Annotated in this window: 17 protein-coding genes, 1 tRNA gene and 1 pseudogene; 9 read left to right on the top strand and 10 right to left on the bottom strand. The window is 43.5% G+C overall.

Annotated features, from left to right (window positions below; genetic code table 11):
- Window positions 1–427: 427 nt before the first annotated feature.
- Window positions 428–1,441 (bottom strand): DUF3344 domain-containing protein, encoded by a 1,014-nt coding sequence (locus IM479_RS13565; protein ID WP_287687671.1) that lies wholly within the window; start codon window positions 1,439–1,441, stop codon window positions 428–430.
- A gap of 922 nt (window positions 1,442–2,363) precedes the next feature.
- On the opposite strand from IM479_RS13565, the gene psb28 reads away from it, so the two are divergent.
- On the top strand, window positions 2,364–2,702 hold the full coding sequence (gene psb28, locus IM479_RS13570; protein ID WP_002758684.1) for a photosystem II reaction center protein Psb28: 339 nt from the start codon (window positions 2,364–2,366) through the stop codon (window positions 2,700–2,702).
- A 64-nt stretch (window positions 2,703–2,766) separates the two neighbouring features.
- On the opposite strand, the gene IM479_RS13575 is transcribed toward psb28, so the two are convergent.
- From IM479_RS13575 to IM479_RS13595, 5 genes are read right to left on the bottom strand one after another with little or no spacing between them, the layout of a single operon-like run.
- Window positions 2,767–3,285, bottom strand: coding sequence for an FKBP-type peptidyl-prolyl cis-trans isomerase (locus IM479_RS13575; RefSeq protein ID WP_286825685.1), 519 nt, complete (start codon window positions 3,283–3,285; stop codon window positions 2,767–2,769).
- Window positions 3,286–3,291: 6 nt separating this feature from the next.
- A complete protein-coding gene (locus IM479_RS13580; protein WP_287687669.1) occupies window positions 3,292–3,615 on the bottom strand; it encodes a phasin family protein in 324 nt (107 codons plus the stop codon).
- 14 nt (window positions 3,616–3,629) lie between these two features.
- On the bottom strand, window positions 3,630–5,453 hold the full coding sequence (locus IM479_RS13585) for a phosphodiester glycosidase family protein (RefSeq protein WP_287687667.1): 1,824 nt from the start codon (window positions 5,451–5,453) through the stop codon (window positions 3,630–3,632).
- Between the two features lie 10 nt (window positions 5,454–5,463).
- Window positions 5,464–5,964, bottom strand: a complete 501-nt coding sequence (locus IM479_RS13590) for a type II toxin-antitoxin system VapC family toxin (protein WP_287687665.1) — start codon at window positions 5,962–5,964, stop codon at window positions 5,464–5,466.
- Entirely contained in the window at window positions 5,949–7,496 is a 1,548-nt protein-coding gene (locus tag IM479_RS13595) for a bifunctional pantoate--beta-alanine ligase/(d)CMP kinase (protein ID WP_287687663.1), read from the bottom strand. The genes IM479_RS13590 and IM479_RS13595 overlap by 16 nt, the downstream gene beginning before the upstream one ends.
- Window positions 7,497–7,783: 287 nt before the next feature.
- On the opposite strand from IM479_RS13595, the gene IM479_RS13600 reads away from it, so the two are divergent.
- From IM479_RS13600 to IM479_RS13620, 5 genes are all read left to right on the top strand, one after another.
- Entirely contained in the window at window positions 7,784–8,089 is a 306-nt protein-coding gene (locus IM479_RS13600) for a CU044_2847 family protein (protein WP_149107204.1), read from the top strand.
- A gap of 9 nt (window positions 8,090–8,098) precedes the next feature.
- A complete protein-coding gene (locus IM479_RS13605) occupies window positions 8,099–9,394 on the top strand; it encodes a serine protease (RefSeq protein ID WP_287687661.1) in 1,296 nt (431 codons plus the stop codon).
- A 321-nt stretch (window positions 9,395–9,715) separates the two neighbouring features.
- Window positions 9,716–12,397 (top strand): AAA family ATPase, encoded by a 2,682-nt coding sequence (locus IM479_RS13610; RefSeq protein WP_287699459.1) that lies wholly within the window; start codon window positions 9,716–9,718, stop codon window positions 12,395–12,397.
- Window positions 12,398–12,637: 240 nt separating this feature from the next.
- Window positions 12,638–13,363, top strand: coding sequence for an HAD family hydrolase (locus IM479_RS13615; protein ID WP_287685667.1), 726 nt, complete (start codon window positions 12,638–12,640; stop codon window positions 13,361–13,363).
- Window positions 13,364–13,440: 77 nt separating this feature from the next.
- Window positions 13,441–13,511: transfer RNA gene (locus IM479_RS13620), tRNA-Gly, on the top strand.
- 59 nt (window positions 13,512–13,570) lie between these two features.
- Here IM479_RS13620 and IM479_RS13625 read toward each other — a convergent pair.
- Together IM479_RS13625 and IM479_RS13630 are read right to left on the bottom strand one after the other, a co-directional pair.
- A complete protein-coding gene (locus IM479_RS13625; RefSeq protein ID WP_287685669.1) occupies window positions 13,571–13,996 on the bottom strand; it encodes a lysozyme inhibitor LprI family protein in 426 nt (141 codons plus the stop codon).
- A 167-nt stretch (window positions 13,997–14,163) separates the two neighbouring features.
- Window positions 14,164–16,401, bottom strand: coding sequence for an FdhF/YdeP family oxidoreductase (locus IM479_RS13630; protein WP_287685675.1), 2,238 nt, complete (start codon window positions 16,399–16,401; stop codon window positions 14,164–14,166).
- A gap of 196 nt (window positions 16,402–16,597) precedes the next feature.
- On the opposite strand from IM479_RS13630, the gene IM479_RS13635 reads away from it, so the two are divergent.
- The 3 genes from IM479_RS13635 to malQ all read left to right on the top strand — a co-directional run bounded on the left by IM479_RS13635 (window position 16,598) and on the right by malQ (window position 20,237).
- On the top strand, window positions 16,598–17,086 hold the full coding sequence (locus IM479_RS13635; protein ID WP_287685670.1) for a sigma factor-like helix-turn-helix DNA-binding protein: 489 nt from the start codon (window positions 16,598–16,600) through the stop codon (window positions 17,084–17,086).
- Between the two features lie 168 nt (window positions 17,087–17,254).
- Window positions 17,255–18,379: a hypothetical protein gene (locus tag IM479_RS13640; RefSeq protein ID WP_287685671.1), complete on the top strand. Its 1,125-nt coding sequence runs from the start codon at window positions 17,255–17,257 to the stop codon at window positions 18,377–18,379.
- A 355-nt stretch (window positions 18,380–18,734) separates the two neighbouring features.
- The gene (gene malQ, locus IM479_RS13645) at window positions 18,735–20,237 is read left to right on the top strand and encodes a 4-alpha-glucanotransferase (protein WP_287685673.1); all 1,503 of its coding nucleotides are present in this window, start codon (window positions 18,735–18,737) and stop codon (window positions 20,235–20,237) included.
- 50 nt (window positions 20,238–20,287) lie between these two features.
- Here the strand turns inward: malQ and IM479_RS13650 are convergent, their stop codons facing one another.
- Entirely contained in the window at window positions 20,288–20,713 is a 426-nt protein-coding gene (locus IM479_RS13650) for a hypothetical protein (RefSeq protein ID WP_286826541.1), read from the bottom strand.
- 60 nt (window positions 20,714–20,773) lie between these two features.
- A pseudogene (locus IM479_RS13655) lies at window positions 20,774–20,948 on the bottom strand (transposase); the annotation flags it as partial.

Below are 20,948 nucleotides of genomic sequence, written 5' to 3' on the forward strand. Positions count from 1 at the left end.
CTGAAAGGTCGCGAAAGTCTGTGGACTTTGTGTAAGACAGTACATGGTTTTTTAACCGTGGTATGCAACGGTGGTTGAAGCAGAAACTTAAATCGTGAGGTTTAGGAATCGCCGCCCTAAAAGTGCGGCGAGGATGTCAAAGCCTTGATTTTGTCACTGATTGCAGTCCGAGAGTCTCTTAGGGTGAATTTATTTATGCTAAATCCGTTGAGTATAGGCTACTTATGAGGACAGGCACTCATGCAAAAGGGGGAATGAATAATCAGTCTTTAATAACCCGATTTAGTACTATACCATTTTTCAAGAGTAATGGCAGAGATGGTTAATTGCCCTCACCCCCAACCCCTCTCCCGTTCTGGGAGAGGGGAGTAGGAGGCAAGAGGCACTCTTGCCTCATCTCAACAAGCAATTTAAATCTGCGGGCAGCTTAGGATTTTTTACCACGACGAGATAGTAAGATACCGATGGCACCGATACCGAAAATACCCAGTGTCATGGATGGTTCGGGGACGGGAGTGGCAGTGCTCTTAAATCCACTGGTGATAAACATTCCAAAAACGTTATCATCATTGGTTGGGTTCTGTGTTTTTAAGCGCAGGAAGGTATCTCCAGGCGAGATAAAAGGAGCGGCACTAGCACTATTGCCGAGAGCGAGGTTATAGTATTCATCATCGATTCTCGGTCCATGGGAGGAGGGAGCCAATGGGTCGGGGTTAGTAGGGTCATCACCTATTCCCCCAACAGTCATTAAGGCTCCTCCTCCTACATCGACCCATTCACCGTCATCCTGTCCTCCTGCACTTGTGCTCAATCGTCGATTATTGGTCGAATTAGTGGTTACGTCAATCTGGGTGAATTGCCCACTCGGTTGACTGCTGTAACTAGAGGCGAGTGAAACCAGAAAATCTCCTCCAGTGTAAGGACTGTCAAAATCAAACTGAACTGTGTCTCCCCCGGTGCTTAGTTCCCCGTCTAAGATAACGGAGGTTAAACCTTGGGTAGAAGAATTGCTATAGGCAACGACAAGAACCGCACCATCATTCTGCCCATTCTCAACGATACTAAAGTCTTGGAGTCCTCCCGTAAAAGAGGAGGCGATGATATTGGTAACATCCCAGCGAGCAGTTTCTGCGGGATTGTTATTCGGACTAAGAATAGTTGCTGAATTCAAGGAAAGTTGATTCCCATGAAAAGTTACTCCGTAAACTGGACTTTTATTCCAGACGGAGGCGGCATAGAGATAAGCCCTCTGAATAGTAGAACCTGCTGGTATATTGGCTTGAATAATTCCGTTGTTGGAGAGGCTTCCAAAACCGTCAATAGAAAGGGCGGCGTTGGAAATGACATTTTTTGCCATCAAACTAGCGGAAGCAGGGGTAATGTTTAGGCAAAGTCCAACAGTAATCCCCAGGGGGAGTAATGAATAAGTAAGTTTTTTCATGATGGGCAGCCGGTAACAACTTTCAGATTATAGCGTTTATGATGAAGATGAAGTATGGCGGTATTTGTCATCATTTCTTGACGATCAGATAATATTCCGACGTTCCGCCGTTCTCTAAAACCAGAAACTTCGTATCTCACTGTTAAGATAACTGCTAATAGACTGCATATCTATTCATAATTTGTTTAAGTCAAATTTTTCAAAGGTAATGACAGAGATGGTTAATTGCCCTCACCCTCAACCCCTCTGCCAGAAGGCTGTTTTTTGGTATTTTTGAGACAGGTTGAGAGTTTCCAGCTTAAGATTTTCTTTATTTAGGACAGACATAGCGTGCTAACAGACTTAAAAAACTATTGGCTGCAAAATATCACTATTGCAATTAGCTTTGACAAATCCCAACACAGTCTAGACGAGAAGCGGGAAGCAATGGCAACAATTTAATTTAGTCCGACTATGATCGTACAACTTTTATACAAAGACTTGTGTGATTTGACGCAGTAAAAGAACTATTTAAGGACACAAGTAAGCTAAAACAGGCGTAATTAGTCAGCGCAATAAAAAGTTTTAATTGAGAAGGGACAGAACCTCCAGAGAACCAACTTGAGCCACTTTGCACACTTTTGTCTTTTTGTCAAATTTTATGTTAAGAAAGATGTGACACCGAATCTGTTTTTAATAGTGTGATTAACTCCCAAGTTATGGATTGTTTTTCCCTGCTCCCCGCTCCCCGCTCCCCACTCTCCACTCTCCTATACCTTTTAAATAGGATTTAGTATGACTAATGGATAGGCCTGCTACGAATAAGGAAAAATGATATTGGTATTGATATTTTGAGCTTATGCTGTCCCATCTGCTTTTTACTTGCGACTTGGTGTGAGATGATCTAGAAATGTGTATTTCATGACAAGGATAAAGAAAAGTAATGGCAGAAATTCAGTTTTCCAAGGGGTTAAAAGAACCTGTTGTTCCCGATATCCGCTTAAGTCGCACTAAAACGGGGGAGAAAGGATCGGCAAAATTTTATTTTGAGCAACCGACTATCCTCGGAGATCAACAAACTGAAGAAATCACGGGGATGTATCTCATTGATGAAGAAGGGGAAATCGTCACCAGGGAAGTAAAAGGCAAATTCATCAACGGTAAACCCACAGCGATCGAAGCTACGGTTATTTTCAATTCTCCCGCAGAGTGGGATCGTTTTATGCGTTTTATGGAACGTTACGGTAGCGAAAACGGTCTAGAATTTACTAAATCTTCCTGATTAACCAGCAAAAAACCCGCATTCAGGATCGATGCGGGTAGAGGGAAGAAATCAGAAGAAAAACCTATTTAACTTCCAACAATTCCACATCGAAAAGTAAAGTCGCGTTGGGAGGAATCACCCCACCCGCACCCCGCGCACCATAACCTAATTCTGGGGGGATAATTAAGGTACGCTGCCCACCGACTTTCATCGATGCCACTCCTTCATCCCATCCTTTGATCACTTGACCAACTCCAATGGTAAAGGTAAAAGGTTGATTGCGATCTTTGGAACTATCGAATTTTTTGCCGTCTGTGAGGGTTCCCGTGTAGTGAACAGTCACTTTTTGACCTTTTTGAGGACTTTCTCCAGTTCCTTCCACGATATCGATGTATTTTAGTCCCGAATCGGTGGTGACTGCTTGATCTAAATCCATGGAGATGATTTCCTTATTAATAGTTTGAGTGATAGCGGGTGGCTCGATTTCTGCGGCGATCGCATTGGTTTTTTCCCCCCCACCAAAGAGGGAAGCAACGATTAAAAATAAGCCACAAACCGCAATGATAGCAAAACTGAGCAAGATTTCGCGCATTGATTTCATAATTCCCTAACGCCAGAGTTTATTCTCTAAGTCTCTCACCTGCCGTTCTAATCTATCAATCCTTCCTCGCAGTTCGTCCATTTCCGATTGTCGAGGAACCCCTAAATCCTGCAAGATATTGCGGATATAGCGTTCTAAGTTATTCTCGAAGTTTCCCTGTTCGGACTTCATCTGTGTCATCAGATCATCGACAAAGTTTTTAGCCTGATCGGAATTGATTTTACCGTCTTTTACTAATTCGTCGCTCACTTCTTTGATCTTTTCTGCCACCATGGAAGTAGTGCCAATACCCATCAGCAGCAATTGTTTAATCCAGTCGCTATTATCCATTGTTTTCACACCTTTCAAGGAGACGGGGACAAAAATATCCCTATTCCATTATGGACTTTTGCGGCGGTAACGGCAGAGCGATCGAGCAGATAACTCCCCAAGGCTATCCCGGTGGAACTACCCCCATCTAGGTTTAAACCGTCTTTTGCCGCCATTAACAGCAAAATTCGGGCTAATTCGCCTAAAGTTGCCCCCCTTCCCCCGACACGATTATGGATAGCCACTAGCAAAATTTTTCCTTCTCGACTGACGGCGATCGCACTACGGGAAGCCTGTTGATTTTGGAATGCAGGACTAAATTTTTCGGCATTTCCGTCCAAAACTATGCGCCCATTCTGCAATAATAGGGGGCCAGCACCTAAAATCTGGGGATAATCAGCAAAATCTCTCGGTAGGGTGACGCTATCGAGGTTGACTCTTTCACCAATATTTAAATTAATCTCTGTCTTTCGGCAGATGACTAAATAACCATTTTCTGGTATGGCGATACTATCCTGTGGGAAAAGATTATTTAATTTCTCCGTTATGCGATCGCCTTGGACGACTAACCCAGTTTCGCGCTCGGTGAGGGGATGATAATTACTCCCCCAATCGCGAGTATAACGACTGCAGCCGGCTGTCAGGAAAGCACTATTTAACTGGGTTAGGGGAAAACGTTGTCCAGTGGCAGTAATGAGAGTTTCCTCTAAACTGAGGCGATCGATCCTGATCTGACCACGATTATCCCATGCGATCGCTCCTCGGTTTAAAATTGGTCCGGATAACCATTTGCCATCGACACGAATTGCCCCCAAAGGTAACTGATTATTACGATTAAAAAAGCCGCCATTAATCATCGCTACCGCATTACTTTCGCTATTAATCGTGATCAGGGGATTAGTGCCGCGCATTGAGGTGGAATTAGCGGTAATTGGTTTAATAGTTATCTGGGGATTTCTGGGATCGATTTCTAACCAAGTCACGGGAAACCAATCTTTGTCTAACTGGATATATTTTTGATTCCAGATTAACCCTGGTTGCCAAACAATGCGCTTTTCATCCATAGCATCGGGACGAGAATCAATAATAATTCGGGGAGGATTATCCACACTGCTGATCTGTAATCCGTAGGCAGTGGGAAGATTGATTTTTAAACGACTGATCACTCCATTATTTTCTAAGGAAGTGATCTGAGTGGGTAAGTTATTATTGGAGTTGCCTAGATCATCTTCATCGTTATTTTGGTTACTGTTGCTGCTAGTTTGGGGTTGAAACCTAGAGATAAGCGATTGCTGGGCATTTCCTTCTAGGGTAATCACTGCTTGATTTTTTGCCTGACTAACTTGCCAAAAGGTCGGGCGATCGAGTTGCATAATAATCCGTTGTACTGCTCCATAATTTTCTAGCTGAATATCTTGAATCTGGGGAGCAGAAAAGTTAATAGTTAAACTATCGCCATTAATAGTGGTTGTTGCACCCGTTGTTAGTAAAATATCCGTAACGTCTAGCCAGCGATCGGAATTGATAAAATTAGCTGATAAAGTTTGTAAATTAAACCAGCTTATCGGTTGCTTTTTCGGATCATTTGTGCTAAGAAAATCCATGCCGAATAATTGTCTTGCTCCCGTGTCACTCATGGCAATTCTGGTAATATTTCCTACTGTCCACTGTCGCCAAGGAATAGAGAAAGAACGACCATTAAGAATAATTGTTCGTCCCTGTTGCTGGTTTGATAAATCCCTAGAAGCTAAAGTTATTGGTGATCTATGATCGGCTAAAGATATAGCTGGACTGCCGATAATTATCAAGGAAGTTACCGTTAAACAGATAGATTTGATAGTCAGGGAATTTAACTTCATAATTATCTCCCTAAATCACCTTGTTTAAGGGGAAAATTGACGATTTATATCCTTGGCAAGAGAGGCTAGAAGGGACTATATTTTTTTGAACAATAAACTCTAATAATTGTTCAGTTGTTACTACGATAGGTTTAGAGTTAGATAGATAACTAGAGGCTTTTTTAAGTTTTTGATCGTAGGTAACTAAATAATCACAATTAGCGGCACTACTTAAGATTAAAACATCATTCGAGTCTGCCAAAATATTGCGAATATCTCTAGCATTTTGACAATATTTATCAAGTTTAACTAAATCAAAATCCAAGATAGTCACCTTTTCTTGAATCCGATCGACTATTTCAGGATGATTACGAACTTCTGCTAAAAATAATAACTCTTGTAAAACGATCGCATTAATAGCAAGACAAACGCGATCGAGAAATACTCGATCGAATAAATGTACACTGGCTAGATCTCCTCGTAGATAAGAAATCAAAACATCAGTATCTAAAAAAACTAGAGGCTTCTCCATTGATTTTCTTCTCCTTGATGATAAAGAGCAATGATTTTTTCCGTGACTTCTGCAATACTGAGATGATCGCTATTAACTTCGATCGCATCTGCGGCTTTTCGCAGGGGTGCTAGGGAGCGATTACTATCCAAATAATCCCTTTTTTCAATCTCTTGGGTTAATTCTGCGAGACTAATACCCCCATTTCCCTGCGCTTCTAAGTCTTTCAATCTTCTTCTGGCTCTTTCTTCGGGTGTTGCTGTCAAGAAAATCTTTAATTCCGCTTCTGGGAAAACATTAGTACCAATATCCCGACCTTCGACGACTATTCCCCCTGACATTCCCATCTCTCTTTGCAGGGTGACTAACTGCTGTCGCACCGCTTTTTGAGCGGCAATTCTGGACACTTGCGCGGTAATTGCGGGAGAGCGAATCTCTAAAGTCACATCCTGCCCATTAATCTTCACTATAGTCACATTTTCGGGACTATCGGCCGGAATTATTGCTATCTTCGCTAAAGATAATAACTCGGCGATGGCCGCTTCTGCGGACAAATCCAGACCGGAATTCACCACTAACCATGTCACCGCGCGATACATCGCACCGGTATCAAGATAGGTTAACCCCAATTTTTCGGCTACTAAGCGCGTTACTGTCGATTTTCCCGCTCCAGCAGGTCCATCAATAGCGATAACTGCCCGACGTTGACGCAAGATAATATTATCAATTAAACGGGTTTGACCGATCGATCCGGCGATCGCTAACAAGCCCCCTGTCTCGATCTGCTCGATCGGTTGTAAACTCTGGGGATGGACTAAATCCAGATACTGACAGCGAAATTCTGGTACTCTGTCGAGATTTTTTTGAACAATAGCCAGTAGTTTTTCCCTTTGTCTTTCCCCTAAATGAAAACTTTCGAGAGCTAATTGCAAACTTTTGACGATAATTGTCGCTTTTTCCCTTTCTGCGGTCGATAGATACTGATTGCGAGAACTAACTGCTAATCCCGATGTTTCTCTCACTGTAGCACAAGCGCGAATCTCGATCGCTAAATTTAAATCCCTGACTAATTGCCGGATAATCGCTAACTGTTGGGCATCCTTTTCGCCAAAATAGGCGATCGTCGGTGCAATTATATTAAACAACCTAGTGACAATTGTGGCTACTCCCTGAAAATGCCCCGGACGAAAAGCACCACATAACCCGCTAGTCAGAGAAATCGGGGGAATAACTGCGGTTATGTCCTCAGAATCACCAATTCCTAAAGTTTCCGCACTAGGAGCAAAAATAGCAGCAACTCCCAAGTATGCACACAATTGGCGATCGCTGTCAAGGCTGCGGGGATAGCGAGAAAAATCCTCTGTGGGAGCAAATTGTAGAGGATTAACAAAAATACTGACCACAGTTATCTCCGCTTCGGCCACTGCGCGCCGAATTAGACTAGCATGACCTTTATGGAGAGCGCCCATGGTTGGCACAAGGGCAATACTGCGATCATGGCGATAATCAGCCAAAAAAGTGCGTAAACCGGGGATTGTTGTGAATATTTGCACAGGTTTCACTCCTTTAATCGCCTATTCCACTACTATTCGCCATTGCTTCTAGTCCATCGGCTTTAAATAATAACATCCCATCGCCTCTTTCTGCCCAATAATTCCTTTTTGTCTCCAAATTCTATAGATTAATGGCAAAAAAGACTTGACAAAATCCCTCGATTTGACATATACTTTTTAGTATAATGGGAATCCGTGTCGAAATATATATAAGCCTTTTTAGTTCCGATATAAGTTTGTCCGAGAACCAATCGAGAAAACCATAAACGGGTCATTCGAGGAGCCTTATGCCACAATCTAGATCTGAGGTTATTTCAGTTAAAGTTAAAGAAAATGTCACCGTCTTAGTAGAAGCGAGAAGTTTCGGTGGTGAACGGGAAGTATCCGATCAATTATTTGACTTTCAAAGTGTGGCTGATACAATTGAGGCAATTACCGAATCGATCGCTGCTACGATAAATAAAGTGCAACCCAAAAAGGCCACCGTAGAGTTTGGGGTAGAAGTCACGGTAAAATCCGGTAAACTAACCGCTTTAATTGTGGAAGGTGAGGGAAAGGGAAATTTAAAAATTACCCTGGAATGGGGAGGATAAATTGATTAAATGCTTACCCCGGAATCTCTACCCTCGCACACTGTCAGTTTAAAGTTAATCTATGGGTCAGGAACAGGCTTTTTTGTGGGACAAGGGTTAATTTTGACCTGTCTTCATGTGGTGAAAGATGCGCGGGATAATCACGAGACTATCGAGATAATTTGGCAAGGTCAAATTTCTAGTGCCAAAATTATCAACTTGCCGAATTTAGACGGGATCGATTTGGCTCTTTTACAATTAAACTCTCCTTTAGATCACAAATATATCGATTTTGATCAAGATTTACAATTAACAGATAAATTATACACTTTTGGCTATACCAATGATTATCCGAACGGTGATCCTAGCGACTTTGAGTATATAGGTTTAACCGGGGATGAAAACCCCCTAATCAAGTTTAAATTAGGGCAAGTACAACCCGGTTTTAGTGGTTCACCGCTTTTAAATTTACGCACGGGGAAAGTGTGCGGAGTGGTGAATAAAACCAGAGATGAGTACAGTGATTTGGGAGGAAGAGCGATTCCAGTTCAGACTATTTTTAAATATTTTCCGCAATTACAACCCCAAAAAAATGCCAATAATCCTTTTATACCCACTTCCGGAGGTATTAAAGAAATTCAGCAAATTTTTGGACGAGAACAAGAAATTAAAGATATTTTTGAGATTTTAAATTCCGGCAGTAGTGCAGCTATTATCGGGGAACGCGGTACGGGAAAAACCACGCTGCTTTGGGGACTTTACCATCAAGCAAGGGAGTATCTGCGTAGTCCTCGAAAACCCTTGTATCTGAACTTAGAAGGATTAGTAGGAGATAAGGATTTTTATTATGAATTATGTCATCAGATTGGTATAGCTGCAGATTATGATAAACCGCTCAAAGGAACTAGATTAACTAGGGAATTAGAAAAACATAAAATCCTGTTATTATTGGATGTGGTAGATAATATGACTCAAAAATATTTCAGCTATCAGCTTAGAAGTCAATTAAGAGAGTTGGCTAATCGTCCCGATCCACCTTTAAGATTAGTAGTAGCGGCTAATCGTCCCCTTAATGTTTTATTTCCTGATAATAAAGGAGGTGATTCACCTTTCGAGGGAATTTGTCTAGAATGTCCGGTTAGATTATGGAATCAAGCTAAAATTCAAGAGTTTATTAGTCATCGTCTAAGTCAAACAGGAGTGACTTTTACCGAGGAGGAAATAAATTATCTTGTTAGGCAAAGTCAAGGAAAGCCGCGAGAGGTAATGCAAAGTTGTTTTAAACTTTATCAAAGCAAAATCAATAACTCAGCATCCCAAACTTAGATTATAAAAACTTCCTTTGAAAATGCGAACTTGTAGGGATTTAACACTGTTAAATCCTCCTCACTCAAAGTTTCAGGACACAACCGTTTCAGGACACAACCGTTTCAGGACACAACCGTTTCAGGACACAACACGGTTGTGTCCCTACGAGATTATATGGTTTTTGTGGTAAATTAACACCAATGAAGGGCTTGCGCCCAAAATGTAACATTTACGAACACTTTACACCATGATGTCGAGAGAACTATTTATTCGGCAACCGTTGAGCAAAAAAAATCAATTAATAGCCCATCACCGGGTAAATAGCCAGAGATAAAAATTATGAAGGAAAGCACCGTCCCCAGAATTAATCTCGCCCCTAAACTCAGACGCAATTTATCTTTATGGAATCCCTTTGATTATCTTTTGCTGTTGTACTGGGTTTTTTATTTTCCCCAAGCAGTGCGCTGGTATGTGGAAACGAGAGGCGGCGGCGATAAATTCCAAGAACAGAAAACATGGCGCGATAAAAGGCAATTTCTCCGCGACCATCCCGTACAATTGCGACTATGGATTCAGGGTCTTCTCTTAACTGTAATTACCCCTCTAATTATCTGTAGCATAGCAGCAAATTTAGGACTTTCTGTTGATCGGGTGCGCGTGCTGTGGGGCGTGCTGTGGGGCGTGCTGTGGGGCGTGGTGTGGGGCGTGCTGTCGGGCGTGGTGTGGGGCGTGCTGTGGGGCGTGGTGTGGGGCATGCTGTGGGGCGTGGTGTGGGGCGTGGGGTTGGGCGTGGTGTCGGGCGTGGGGTTGGGCGTGGGGTTGGGCGTGGTGTGGGGCGTGGTGTGGGGCGTGGGGTTGGGCGTGGGGTTGGGCGTGCTGTGGGGCGTGGTGTCGGGCGTGGTGTCGGGCGTGGTGTGGGGCGTGGTGTCGGGCGTGGGGTTGGGCGTGGTGTCGGGCGTGGTGTCGGGCGTGGTGTCGGGCGTGGTGTCGGGCGTGGTGTCGGGCGTGGTGTCGGGCGTGGTGTCGGGCGTGGTGTCGGGCGTGGTGTGGGGCGTGGTGTGGGGCGTGGTGTGGGGCGTGGCGTTTATATTCGCCTTTTTCCGTCTTGATAATTGGCTAATCGGGCTTTTTGCTGGCCCCCAAGGGCGACTTTTTCCCCGTATTACCCTTCTACCGCTGCTGGGGTTAACCTCGACTCTACAACAATGGTTACAGCAAGACTGGGAAACAGCTATTAATAACCTCAATCAATACCTTCAGTACAGCCGCCAGTGTATTCCTGTCCTTGTCGCCGTTAATCGCGTTTTATCGCAATTCCCAGAGGCAGAAATTATCTATCGGGTCTCCCGTCTGGCAGAAAATCCCTCCGATTGGGAATTGTTAAAATATGCGTCCGCGAAACCGTTTTCTCTTCCTCGCAGCAAAATCCGTCTAGATACTCCTGCTCGCGCCGCTGCTGCTGGTTTTTGGTATCTTCACCAACAGGAAACCGAAAAAGCCGAAAAAGCCTTTGCTGTGGTACGTTCCCTCGCCTACGGGGAAGAAATGTATAGCCTAGCCCAAACTTTACACCGATTTAGTCAGGCAGCAACTCCCGATGGTATCGCTTCCCTGAAAGTTGCCCCTATTGCCGCAGAACCGTCATTACGTCCGCAAACTTGGCAAGCTATCAACAGTTTCAATCGAGTTATCGCAGAAATGGCTTTAGTCCAGAGAAGTTACTCCCAACAGACTAGATCCCTCGCTCTTAATCGGATTATCGGGGAATTAAGGGATATAAGCGACCAACAAGCGGCCAATTTACCCCAAGCAGAAAAAGAATTAATCCTTTCTATGGCCGAAAAATGGGCAAAAATTAGCACATCCATCGCGGGAACGGTGGGAACGGTGACTATTACCCAACCGATTCCTAATCCCTACATTATCGGTGATCCGGTGATCGGTAAACGCTTTGTTGGTCGTGGGGATATCCTGGGGGAACTTCAGTCAATGTGGTCGGGAGATAACCTATCCTCCGTGGTTCTCTATGGTCATCGTCGCATGGGTAAAACTTCGATTCTACGCAATCTGGAGGCATATCTCCCACCAGCTATCTCGGTTATCTACATTAATTTACAGCGCGTGGCCACAGTAACCAGCCTAGCCGAAGTTCTCCTGAATATGGCTGAGGAAATCGCCAAAACTTTAGCAATTGATGCCCCAGAAGAGGAAAAAATCTCCCAACATCCAGAAATGTATTTTAATCGTTATTTAGATCGTCTGATAAGCCAGATTCTGCCGGAAAAAGCCAAAACCGGTTTAATTATTGCCCTCGATGAGTTCGAGATAATTGAGGATTTAATCAAAGCGAATACCCTCCCCCGGAATTTCCTCGGCTATCTGCGTTCCCTTGTCCAGAGTAGTCCGCGTCTAGCTTTTGTTTTTGCCGGATTACATACCCTAGAGGAGATGACTGCCGATTATTTTCATCCTTTTTTTGGCAGTGTTTACCCGATTCCAGTTAGTTTCCTCTCTCCGGAGTCCACTCGCGTTATCCTCGCTAATCCCGTTGGGGAAGACGAGGATTTTCCCCTAGACTATACCCCAGAAGCTTTGGACAAAATTTATCAACTTACCCACGGTCAACCCTATCTAGTGCAACTTATCGGGTTTCATCTGGTACGTTTTTATAATAAACAGGTCTTTGAGTTGCAACGTCCCCAAGATATTCGTTTTCAGGTGGAAGATGTGGAAAAAGCTATCGATGCTGAGTTTTTCCAAAGGGGAAATTATTATTTTACGGGTGTCTGGAAACAGGCTAAACAAGATGCGGCCGGACAAGGGGAGATTTTAATAGTTCTTTCTTCCCATCTGCAAGGATTAACCCGGGCAGATTTACTGTCCAGCACCGGACTAACTGCCACAACTCTCGACCTGGCCCTAAAAACCCTTGAAAATCATCATGTCATCGAATGCCAAGACTCCCGTTATCAGATTGCTGTGGAATTATTCCGTCGTTGGCTATCGGCAAAAATGGCCTAAATTCTTTTGTTATATTTTTGGCTAATATGTCAGTCCCAAATAGGGGGGTTACAGGGCAGCACGGATTCCCACTATAACAAAATAATAGAACAAATCTGGGAATTTGTCAAGGCCTTGGCAATTTTCCGGTTAAAATTGTTTGTTGAGATGGGGTAAGGGGCAAGACCCGCCCTGCCCCGACGAAAAACTTTAGTATAATCAAGAACAGTGAGTATTTATTAGCTTTTCTGTCTAAGATTGATGTTAAAGGCTGTTCTGTTCGATTTTAATGGGGTGATCATCAATGATGAACCGATCCATCAGGAGTTAATCAATGAAATCTTGATCGGGGAAAATTTGCTGCCCCTAGGGTCGGAATTTGCGGAGTTATGTCTGGGGAGAAGCGATCGCGTCTGTTTGCGTAATGTTCTCACCCGTCGCGGTCGTCAAGTGACCGAGGAATATCTGACTAAGTTAATTAACAAAAAAGCGAGTTTATACCGAGAAAGATTAGAAAAATTAGAGAAACTTCCTATTTATGAGGAGATATACTCTTTTTTAGAACGGGTTAAGGCCAGAGAACTACAAATCGGTTTGGTGACGGGAGCAATACGCTCGGAAGTGGAATCAATCTTGCAACGGGTGGGCCTTGGGGATTACTTTAGTGTCATTGTCACCGGTGATGAGATTAGCACCAGTAAACCTCAACCAGATGGTTATTTACTGGCCGTGGAAAGATTCAATCGTTGGAATTTTAATCTACAGTTGCAACCCCAGGAATGTCTGGTGATTGAAGATACTTTTGTCGGTTGCGAAGCGGCAAAAAGAGCGGGAATGCAGGTGGTGGGAATCGCTCATACCTATCCCTTCCATTTTATGCAGAGAGTGTCCAACTGGGCGATCGATAATTTCTCCCAACTAGATCTCGATCGCGTGGAAGAAACTTTTAGCCAAATCGGGGAAATAAAGGAGCGATCGGGACTTTAGAGGCGATTAACAAGCCGAAAAGCCCTACTTGCAAAAATCGGCAATTCGTGTTATACTAACGAAAGTGCTAAGAAAATGCGGGTGTAGTTTAGTGGTAAAACCCTAGCCTTCCAAGCTAATGATAGGGGTTCGATTCCCCTCACCCGCTTAGGCTGTTGTGCAGTAAACGTCTAAGGAATTATCGGTAATATCAAGGGCGATTCTGACTTAGCGATCGCTATCTTCTAAATATCTCTGCAAATCTTTGGTGCGCTGCTCGGTGACATCTGCCAAACAAAAACCGTAAATCATGGGAGCCATCGATCCTCCCTCATAGGCACTTCTTTCAAATTCGCAACTGCTGTCTCTAAACTTAATCCAAGCTTGTTGGGCGCTAATTAATTTTTGTTTGCGAGCAGCTGACAGTTTTGGCAGTAGTTGTCGATAAACTTGATTTAACTTGCGATCAGCGTTTTGATAAGCTATGCTGGCACAAATGTTCATTTCGCTTTGAGTCTGGGGATTGTTACAGTTAGGGCGTTGAGCTAGTTGCAAGTTCGTCGCTGCAGATGTGGGACTTGCAATGCCACGGGTAGCCATCCCGACAGCCAACAAACTTGCTATGCTTAATACGGTTAGTAAAAACTTACCCATGGCTATTTATTCTATGATCGTAAGAACAGGATAACAGAAATGCGATCAAAGCGATAGGGAGCTTCTTTAATTTCGCTTTCCCAGAATTGGACTCGGTTTCGTTCATTTATTCGCTTGCTTAACTCTATTTCATTATTTCCCAAAAAGAAAATCCGAGGAGTTGATAACTAAAAAACCCAGACGGGAACTCGTTTATAAGCGGGGGTTCCACAGCGAGGGTCGATTTTAGCCTTGAATAAAACATTGGCTTCGGGATAAAACATAAAGCCAACACCTTCGCGAATCGGACCGAAAATAATTTCAATATTCTCTAATTTGCCGGCATCTCCTTGAACGGTGACTCGTTGATGTTCTTGAAAGCTGGCTTTTTTGGCATCTTCGGCGTTCATCAATAAACAATGACGGTGGGGCATTCCCCGATATTTATCACCCACTTGATAAACGACGGTATTATGTTGTCCATAACTGCGTCCTGTTCCGAGAATCAGGGCAATTCCGGGGGCATTTTCCGGTTGGTTGAAATCTTGCTTTTCCGGTGCTTTTAAAGTGGGTAAAGGGGTGACGGACATTTGCGCTTTTCCGGTCGATGTCGGAAAATGGGGTTCGGGAAAAATCCGTCCGCTAATGGTAAACTCTGTTTGGGTTTGATCTAATTGCCCGATTTTTTGATAACCCGGAATCGTTTTGGCGATTAACTGACGAATATAGGCGGTGTCGTGTAATCTCGACCAATCAATCGGGTTTGTGCCTAAAACCTTGACGGCAATATTTGTTAATAGTTCTACTTCCGAGATGATATCGACATCAGAACCCTGTAGATGACTGCTTCCCCGCTCGTTAAAACGGACAAAATTATTGCCCGATTCGGTTGTTGTCGGGTGAGGATTTTCAAAACGAGCGAAGACGGGTAAAATTACCGTATTTTGTCGGGCTAATCCGTGAAAATGTCCTAAATTTGGCTTAGTAGCCACATAAAAAATCGTATCAATTTGTGCTAAGGCTTTTTTGGCTTGAGTTAAATCTGGATTTGCCCCATAAAGATTACCTCCCAAACAGAAAAGGGTGTTGATTTTTCCCCGTTCGGCCGCTTCAATTAATGCCCTGGTATCATAACCGCCGGTTATATTTAATGGCTTTCCTAAAAGTTGAGAAAGTGCCTCGGCGATTTCCCGACGTAATTTCACCGTAACGCCCATAGAACCGAAGCCCTGTACATTAGAATGACCTCTGATTGGCATGGTTCCTGCACCTATTTTACCAGCATTACCTGTAAGTAAAGCTGTATTAGCAATACTGATAATATTATCGACACCATTTTCCTGTTGTGTAACCCCCATCGCCCAAGCGAAAACCACTCGCTCTAAATTGCCGAAAAGGGCGGCGGTTGCTTCAATTTCTTCTCTAGATAAACCGCAGGTTTTAGTAATGGTTTCCCAGGGTATTTGTCGGGCATAATCTATAACAGATTGCCAATTTTCTGTATGGGATTCGAGATAATCCCACCGGACTAAATTTTGTTCGATCAAAGATTTTTGTAATCCGACGAATAGGGCGGTATCGCTACCCGGAATCGGCTGTAGGTAGAGAGTAGAAATATCGGAACCGCCCCGCAATAGGGATTTAATCGGAAAAGCGGGCGAGGAGAATTTGACCAATCCGACTTCAATTTGCGGGTTAATAATAATAATTTTACCGCCGCGATCACGAATTTGAATTAATTCATTCATCAGGCGAGGATGATTAGCGGGGGCGTTAGAACCGATCAATACCACACAATCGGCTTGTTTTAAACTTTCCAGACTGACCATCGAAGTCCCGGAGCCGAAAACCTGTTTTAATCCTACGGTCGAGGCGGCATGACAGAGATCGGAACAATCGGCTAAATTATTACTTCCTAATGCCCGGAAAAACAATTGTAAGAGATAGGCGGCTTCATTAGAAGAACGTCCCGAACTATAGGAGGCCAGAGTCTCGGACGGTTGACGAAAAGCTTGTTCAGCTAATCGATAAACTTCTTCCCAGCTAATACGTTGATAGTGACTTTCTCCAGCTTTTAAGAGAACGGGATAACTGAAACGACCCAGGCGATCGCATTCTAAGGAGGTTAAGGACTGTAATTGAGCGAGATGATAGGTCTGAAAAAAATCGGTTTTAATACCCGGCATTAATTCGGAAGTAATCGCTTCGACACTTTTGAGACAACGTTGCAGACTTTCCCCCGCTTCGTTGACAAAACCGCCCTTTTGTCCTCCCGTTCCCCAAGCGCAAGCTAAACAGGCACTTTTATGATTTAAGGTTTGCCAGAGTTTAACCCCTTGAGGAGAGAGGGTTTTTTCTGCCCAATATTGCAATAGGGGAAAACCCCCACCCGCTTCAATTTTGTTGGATGTTTCCCGTTCTTTCATCGCCTTTTCTCCCGATTTTTCCTCAAATCCCTCCGATAGGGAGAGTGTACCCAATACAGTTGAGTTTATCACTATTTTTCAAAAAGTGCATTACCAAGGGATAAACGACTGGGCAAGCTACGGTTAGTTGTTGACAATATCTCATGATTGTGATTTTATCAGACTAGGGAGAGGTATATTAAAAATGATAATTCCGATGGATGAAAATGAAGACTTTCAACATTTAGAAGAGATGATCGCCAATCTCCAAGTAAAACAGAAACAGATTCTGAAAGGGATGTTAGATTATCCGATTCAAATTGATTCGGCAATTCGGATACTTTCCGATCCATCTCGGCAATTGGCAACAACTCCTAATAATATAACCAGAATACATAAAATACTTAAAGAATTGGAAAAACAAGGATTGGTTAGGTGTCGCAACCGTCAATATTCTTTGACCGAGTTGGGAAGGGAAATAGTAAAACACCTTAGCAATAAGAGTCTAACCCCAAGACGGGATGCACAGAGAAAGGAAAGACTTAAAAAAAGTTACGATTTTTTAGAACTCCATAGGCAGGGATTAAGCTATCAGCAAATAGCGGATAAATACGGCATAAGTCGGGAGCGCGTCCGTCAAATTCTTTCTACCAACCCCGAATTTGAAGCTTATCGGCAAAAACAAAAGGAAAAAAATTATCGCTGAACGACTGAAAGAAGGGTAGAGGAAACTAGATTTATGGAAGAAATATTGGATTTTTATACCCTGTGAATAGGAACGACCTATTATGTGGTACGGTAAGTAATTTCTAGGGGATCATTTTTAATCCATTGACTATGATTGATCAATAAACCTTGAGATAGGTTGCACACCATGAGCGAATACCAATATTACGAATTTCAAGCGATCGATCGCCCCCTCACCCAAGAGGAAAGGGCTGCCATAGGCCAGCTATCGAGCCGCGTCAAACCGACGGCAACGAGTGCCAGTTTCACCTATAGTTACGGCGATTTTCGAGGCGATACCAAACAAGTGCTGGCTCGGTATTTCGATATTATGTACTACATCGCCAACTGGGGAACACAGCAATTAATGTTTCGTTTTCCCAAATCCCTGATCGACCGAGAAGCAATTGAACTTTACTGTATTGATGATTATATCAGCTTATCTTTTGTGGGAGATTGGGCAATTTTAGATTGGGAATTTAGTCAAGAAGAAGGTTTTAATGACTGGATAGAAGGAGAAGGGATTCTATCGGAATTGATAGGATTACGCCAAGAAATTCTCCAGCAAGACTATCGAGGATTATATTTAGCTTGGCTGAAAGCTATTGCCTTATCCGAGGGATATATAGACATCGATAACACCCAACTAGAACCTCCTCTACCCCCCGGACTAAATCAACTTTCTGCATCTCAAAAGGCTTTTATAGAAATCTTTGAATTGGACGAACACTTATTAAATGTTGCTTGTGCATCCAGTGGTAAACTAACAACTATCTCTGAGCAAACTTGGCAACAAGCTATTAGCCAATTATCGGCTTCTGAACGCCAAGATTTCTTATTAAGATTGGCTAAAGGAGAACCGAATTTATCTGCCAAATTCAAACAAAAGCTGTCTCAATTAATCCCTACTTCTCCCGCTTCTAACCAGCCTCGACGTACGATCCAAGAACTTCTTGAGGCTGCTGCTGAGGAAGGAAAAAAGGCAGAAAAACGGCGACAACAAGAAGCGGAAGCCAAGCGAATTGAGGAACTACAAACTTTAGCTAAACGGGAAGCGCAAGTTTGGCAGCAAGTCGAGTCCCTAATTCAGAAAGCCCAGTCTAAACCCTACGATGAGGCTGTTAAATTGTTAGTCAAATTAAGAGACTTAGCCGAATATCAAAACCGGTTGCCCGTTTTCCAAGAGCGTCTGAACCAGATTTACGAACAGTACAGTAACAGGTCTGGGTTGAAGAGGAGGTTACAAGAAGTGGGACTTACTGACAGTAAGTGAATCGCTCTTGAATTTTCGGCGGCTGCATCTCAATTTTGCAGAAATATCTATATTACATTTTGGGCGCATCGATCAACTCACTGACCGATGCGCCCCTACCATTGGCGCAATAACTGACAAGCGATCGGTTTTTCCTCCGGGGTAGCGTGGAACGTGATCCCAAGGAATCTTTTTCACTGGAAAGACGATCTGTTAATGTACGGCTGTAATGCCTGATTTTGTCCTATAGGTCTAATAAAGTTGTTAAGTATTGCCCTTATCGATCGAGATCGGGTTAGCTTTGAGATAGCAGTGAGCATTCAGCTTTAAAAAATATAATAACTGCTAACCGAATCACTGATAAGGGGGTTTTTTCATGGCTTTTAGCCGTTCTAGCGGTATTTTGCTTCATCCCACCAGTCACCCCGGTCGTTACGGGATTGGAGAACTAGGTAGGGAAGCCTATCAATTTATCGATTTTTTGGCTCAAAGTGGTCAAAAACTCTGGCAAATTCTCCCTTTAGGCCCCACAGGCTACGGTAACTCTCCCTACATGAGTTTTAGTGCCATTGCTGGCAATCATCTCCTGATTAGTCTCGATATTCTTCGGGAGAAAAACCTGCTTAGTCATGCAGATTTAGAGGATATTCCCGATTTTCCCCTCGATCAAGTGGATTTCGATAAATTGATCGCTTGGAAAATTCCCCTACTTAGAAAGGCGGCGAGCAATTTTGTCAAGGGTTCTGACACAATTCTTTACAAACAGTTTGCCGGCTTTTGTGCTGGCAATGCTGATTGGTTAGAGGATTACGCCCTATTTATGGCCCTATCCCACGCTTACCAGGGTAAAGCATGGATGGAATGGCCGACAGAAATTCGCGAACGTCATTGGGGTGCGTTGGAAACACCGAAACAGGAGTTACAAGAGGAGATTTTTCTGCACAAATTCCTGCAATTTGAGTTTTTTGAGCAGTGGTTAGCCCTAAAACGCTATGCTAACGCTCTTGGTATCGAGATTATCGGTGATATCCCCATTTATGTCTCCCATAATAGCGCTGATGTTTGGGCAAATCCCCAGGTTTTCCGACTAGATACCCAAACCGGTAATCCCTTGGAAGTGGCAGGGGTTCCCCCGGATTATTTCTCAGCAACGGGTCAATTATGGGGAAATCCTCTTTATAACTGGGATTATCTCAAAAATACGGGCTTTGACTGGTGGGTACGCCGTTTAAAAGGGGTTCTTTCCCTAGTCGATATCATCCGTATCGATCATTTTCGCGGATTAGAAGCCTATTGGGCGGTGGCTTTTGGCCAGGAAAACGCCATTAATGGTCGTTGGCTGAAGGCCCCGGGTTATGATCTCTTTAATACCATCCGGGATCGTTTGGGTAAATTGCCGATTATTGCCGAAGATTTGGGCGATATTGACCAAGCAGTCCTAGATTTTCGCGATCACTTTGCCTTCCCCGGTATGAAAATTCTCCACTTTGCTTTTGGGGGTGATGCGGGTAATCCCTATCTTCCTTTTAACGTCGAACGCAACTGTGTGATTTATACCGGCACTCACGATAATAATACTACTCTGGGCTGGTTTCAAGATAACGCCAATGACTACGAAAAAGCGCGACTTTATCAATATCTTGGCGCTCCCAGTGGTCAGGGAGTGGCTTGGGATCTGATTCGACTTGCCTATAGTTCCGTGGCTAATCAGGCGGTCGTACCGTTACAGGATGTGTTAGGTTTAGGATCGGATGCGCGCATGAATACTCCCAGTGTCGCAGAAGGCAATTGGTCATGGCGCTATCGTCAGGAAGCTTTAACCGGAGAATATAGCGACAGATTGCGAGATTTAGTCAATCTTTTTGGCAGAAATCGTTAAATCTAAACCCTTTTGTCGAGACGTTACCCCTAACGTCTCTTTTAGTCCGGTTAATCTTGGCGAGAATTTTTTAGCAATCTTTGCCGGATGCGATCGAGATTTTCTTGACTATTGACGGGTAAATGGGGTAGGGGTAATTCTAAATTGGGCCAATTACTCAAATCATGGCAGGGACAGGATAAACCCGATTGGCCCAGTACCTCAATTGGTACGGGTATAGTACAACGAGCGCAGGGATGAAATTCCCATTGAGGGGAAAGTAAGTCTTGGATAGTTTGTTGAGTACCTTCTAGGTAACAATCGCCACTTTCAGGAGCGAGCATTTTTTGCCAACAATCTTCAAACTCCGCTGAATAGCGATCGCCATTGAAAATTGGCAGCGGAAATAGCATAGCTTGGTTTTTGGGACAAATAACTTTTTTTCCCAATTGAAACCAATGGGCGAGATATTGTTTAACTGCGGAGGTGTCTGACATATAGTATGTGTGGAGGCTGCCCTGATTATCGAAAATTTGGGTTAAAACCCCGTCGTAAAACGACGGCTTTTCTTGATCTTTAATATAGCACTTAAGAACTTCCAGGGTTGCACCTCCTACAGAAGAAACAAAATAACTAGGAGACCAAAGAGCATCTTTCCCATAGGGTTTAGGATAGCCAGCTTGTCCATACCTGCGACTAGAAACCCCTTTTAAAGAATTAACCATTACAGAA

The sequence above is a fragment of the Microcystis sp. M165S2 genome, from assembly GCF_020245885.1.
GTDB lineage: Bacteria > Cyanobacteriota > Cyanobacteriia > Cyanobacteriales > Microcystaceae > Microcystis.

Bases quoted from the DNA above. Each gene is read 5' to 3' on its own strand.
- IM479_RS13610 (WP_287699459.1), top strand. From the start codon at position 9,716: ATGAAGGAAAGCACCGTCCCCAGAATTAATCTCGCCCCTAAACTCAGA.
- IM479_RS13585 (WP_287687667.1), bottom strand. From the start codon at position 5,453: ATGAAGTTAAATTCCCTGACTATCAAATCTATCTGTTTAACGGTAACT.
- IM479_RS13635 (WP_287685670.1), top strand. From the start codon at position 16,598: ATGGATGAAAATGAAGACTTTCAACATTTAGAAGAGATGATCGCCAAT.
- IM479_RS13625 (WP_287685669.1), bottom strand. From the start codon at position 13,996: ATGGGTAAGTTTTTACTAACCGTATTAAGCATAGCAAGTTTGTTGGCT.
- IM479_RS13600 (WP_149107204.1), top strand. From the start codon at position 7,784: ATGCCACAATCTAGATCTGAGGTTATTTCAGTTAAAGTTAAAGAAAAT.
- IM479_RS13640 (WP_287685671.1), top strand. From the start codon at position 17,255: ATGAGCGAATACCAATATTACGAATTTCAAGCGATCGATCGCCCCCTC.
- psb28 (WP_002758684.1), top strand. From the start codon at position 2,364: ATGGCAGAAATTCAGTTTTCCAAGGGGTTAAAAGAACCTGTTGTTCCC.
- IM479_RS13590 (WP_287687665.1), bottom strand. From the start codon at position 5,964: ATGGAGAAGCCTCTAGTTTTTTTAGATACTGATGTTTTGATTTCTTAT.
- IM479_RS13650 (WP_286826541.1), bottom strand. From the start codon at position 20,713: ATGTCAGACACCTCCGCAGTTAAACAATATCTCGCCCATTGGTTTCAA.
- IM479_RS13575 (WP_286825685.1), bottom strand. From the start codon at position 3,285: ATGAAATCAATGCGCGAAATCTTGCTCAGTTTTGCTATCATTGCGGTT.
- IM479_RS13630 (WP_287685675.1), bottom strand. From the start codon at position 16,401: ATGAAAGAACGGGAAACATCCAACAAAATTGAAGCGGGTGGGGGTTTT.
- malQ (WP_287685673.1), top strand. From the start codon at position 18,735: ATGGCTTTTAGCCGTTCTAGCGGTATTTTGCTTCATCCCACCAGTCAC.
- IM479_RS13565 (WP_287687671.1), bottom strand. From the start codon at position 1,441: ATGAAAAAACTTACTTATTCATTACTCCCCCTGGGGATTACTGTTGGA.
- IM479_RS13580 (WP_287687669.1), bottom strand. From the start codon at position 3,615: ATGGATAATAGCGACTGGATTAAACAATTGCTGCTGATGGGTATTGGC.
- IM479_RS13615 (WP_287685667.1), top strand. From the start codon at position 12,638: ATGTTAAAGGCTGTTCTGTTCGATTTTAATGGGGTGATCATCAATGAT.
- IM479_RS13605 (WP_287687661.1), top strand. From the start codon at position 8,099: ATGCTTACCCCGGAATCTCTACCCTCGCACACTGTCAGTTTAAAGTTA.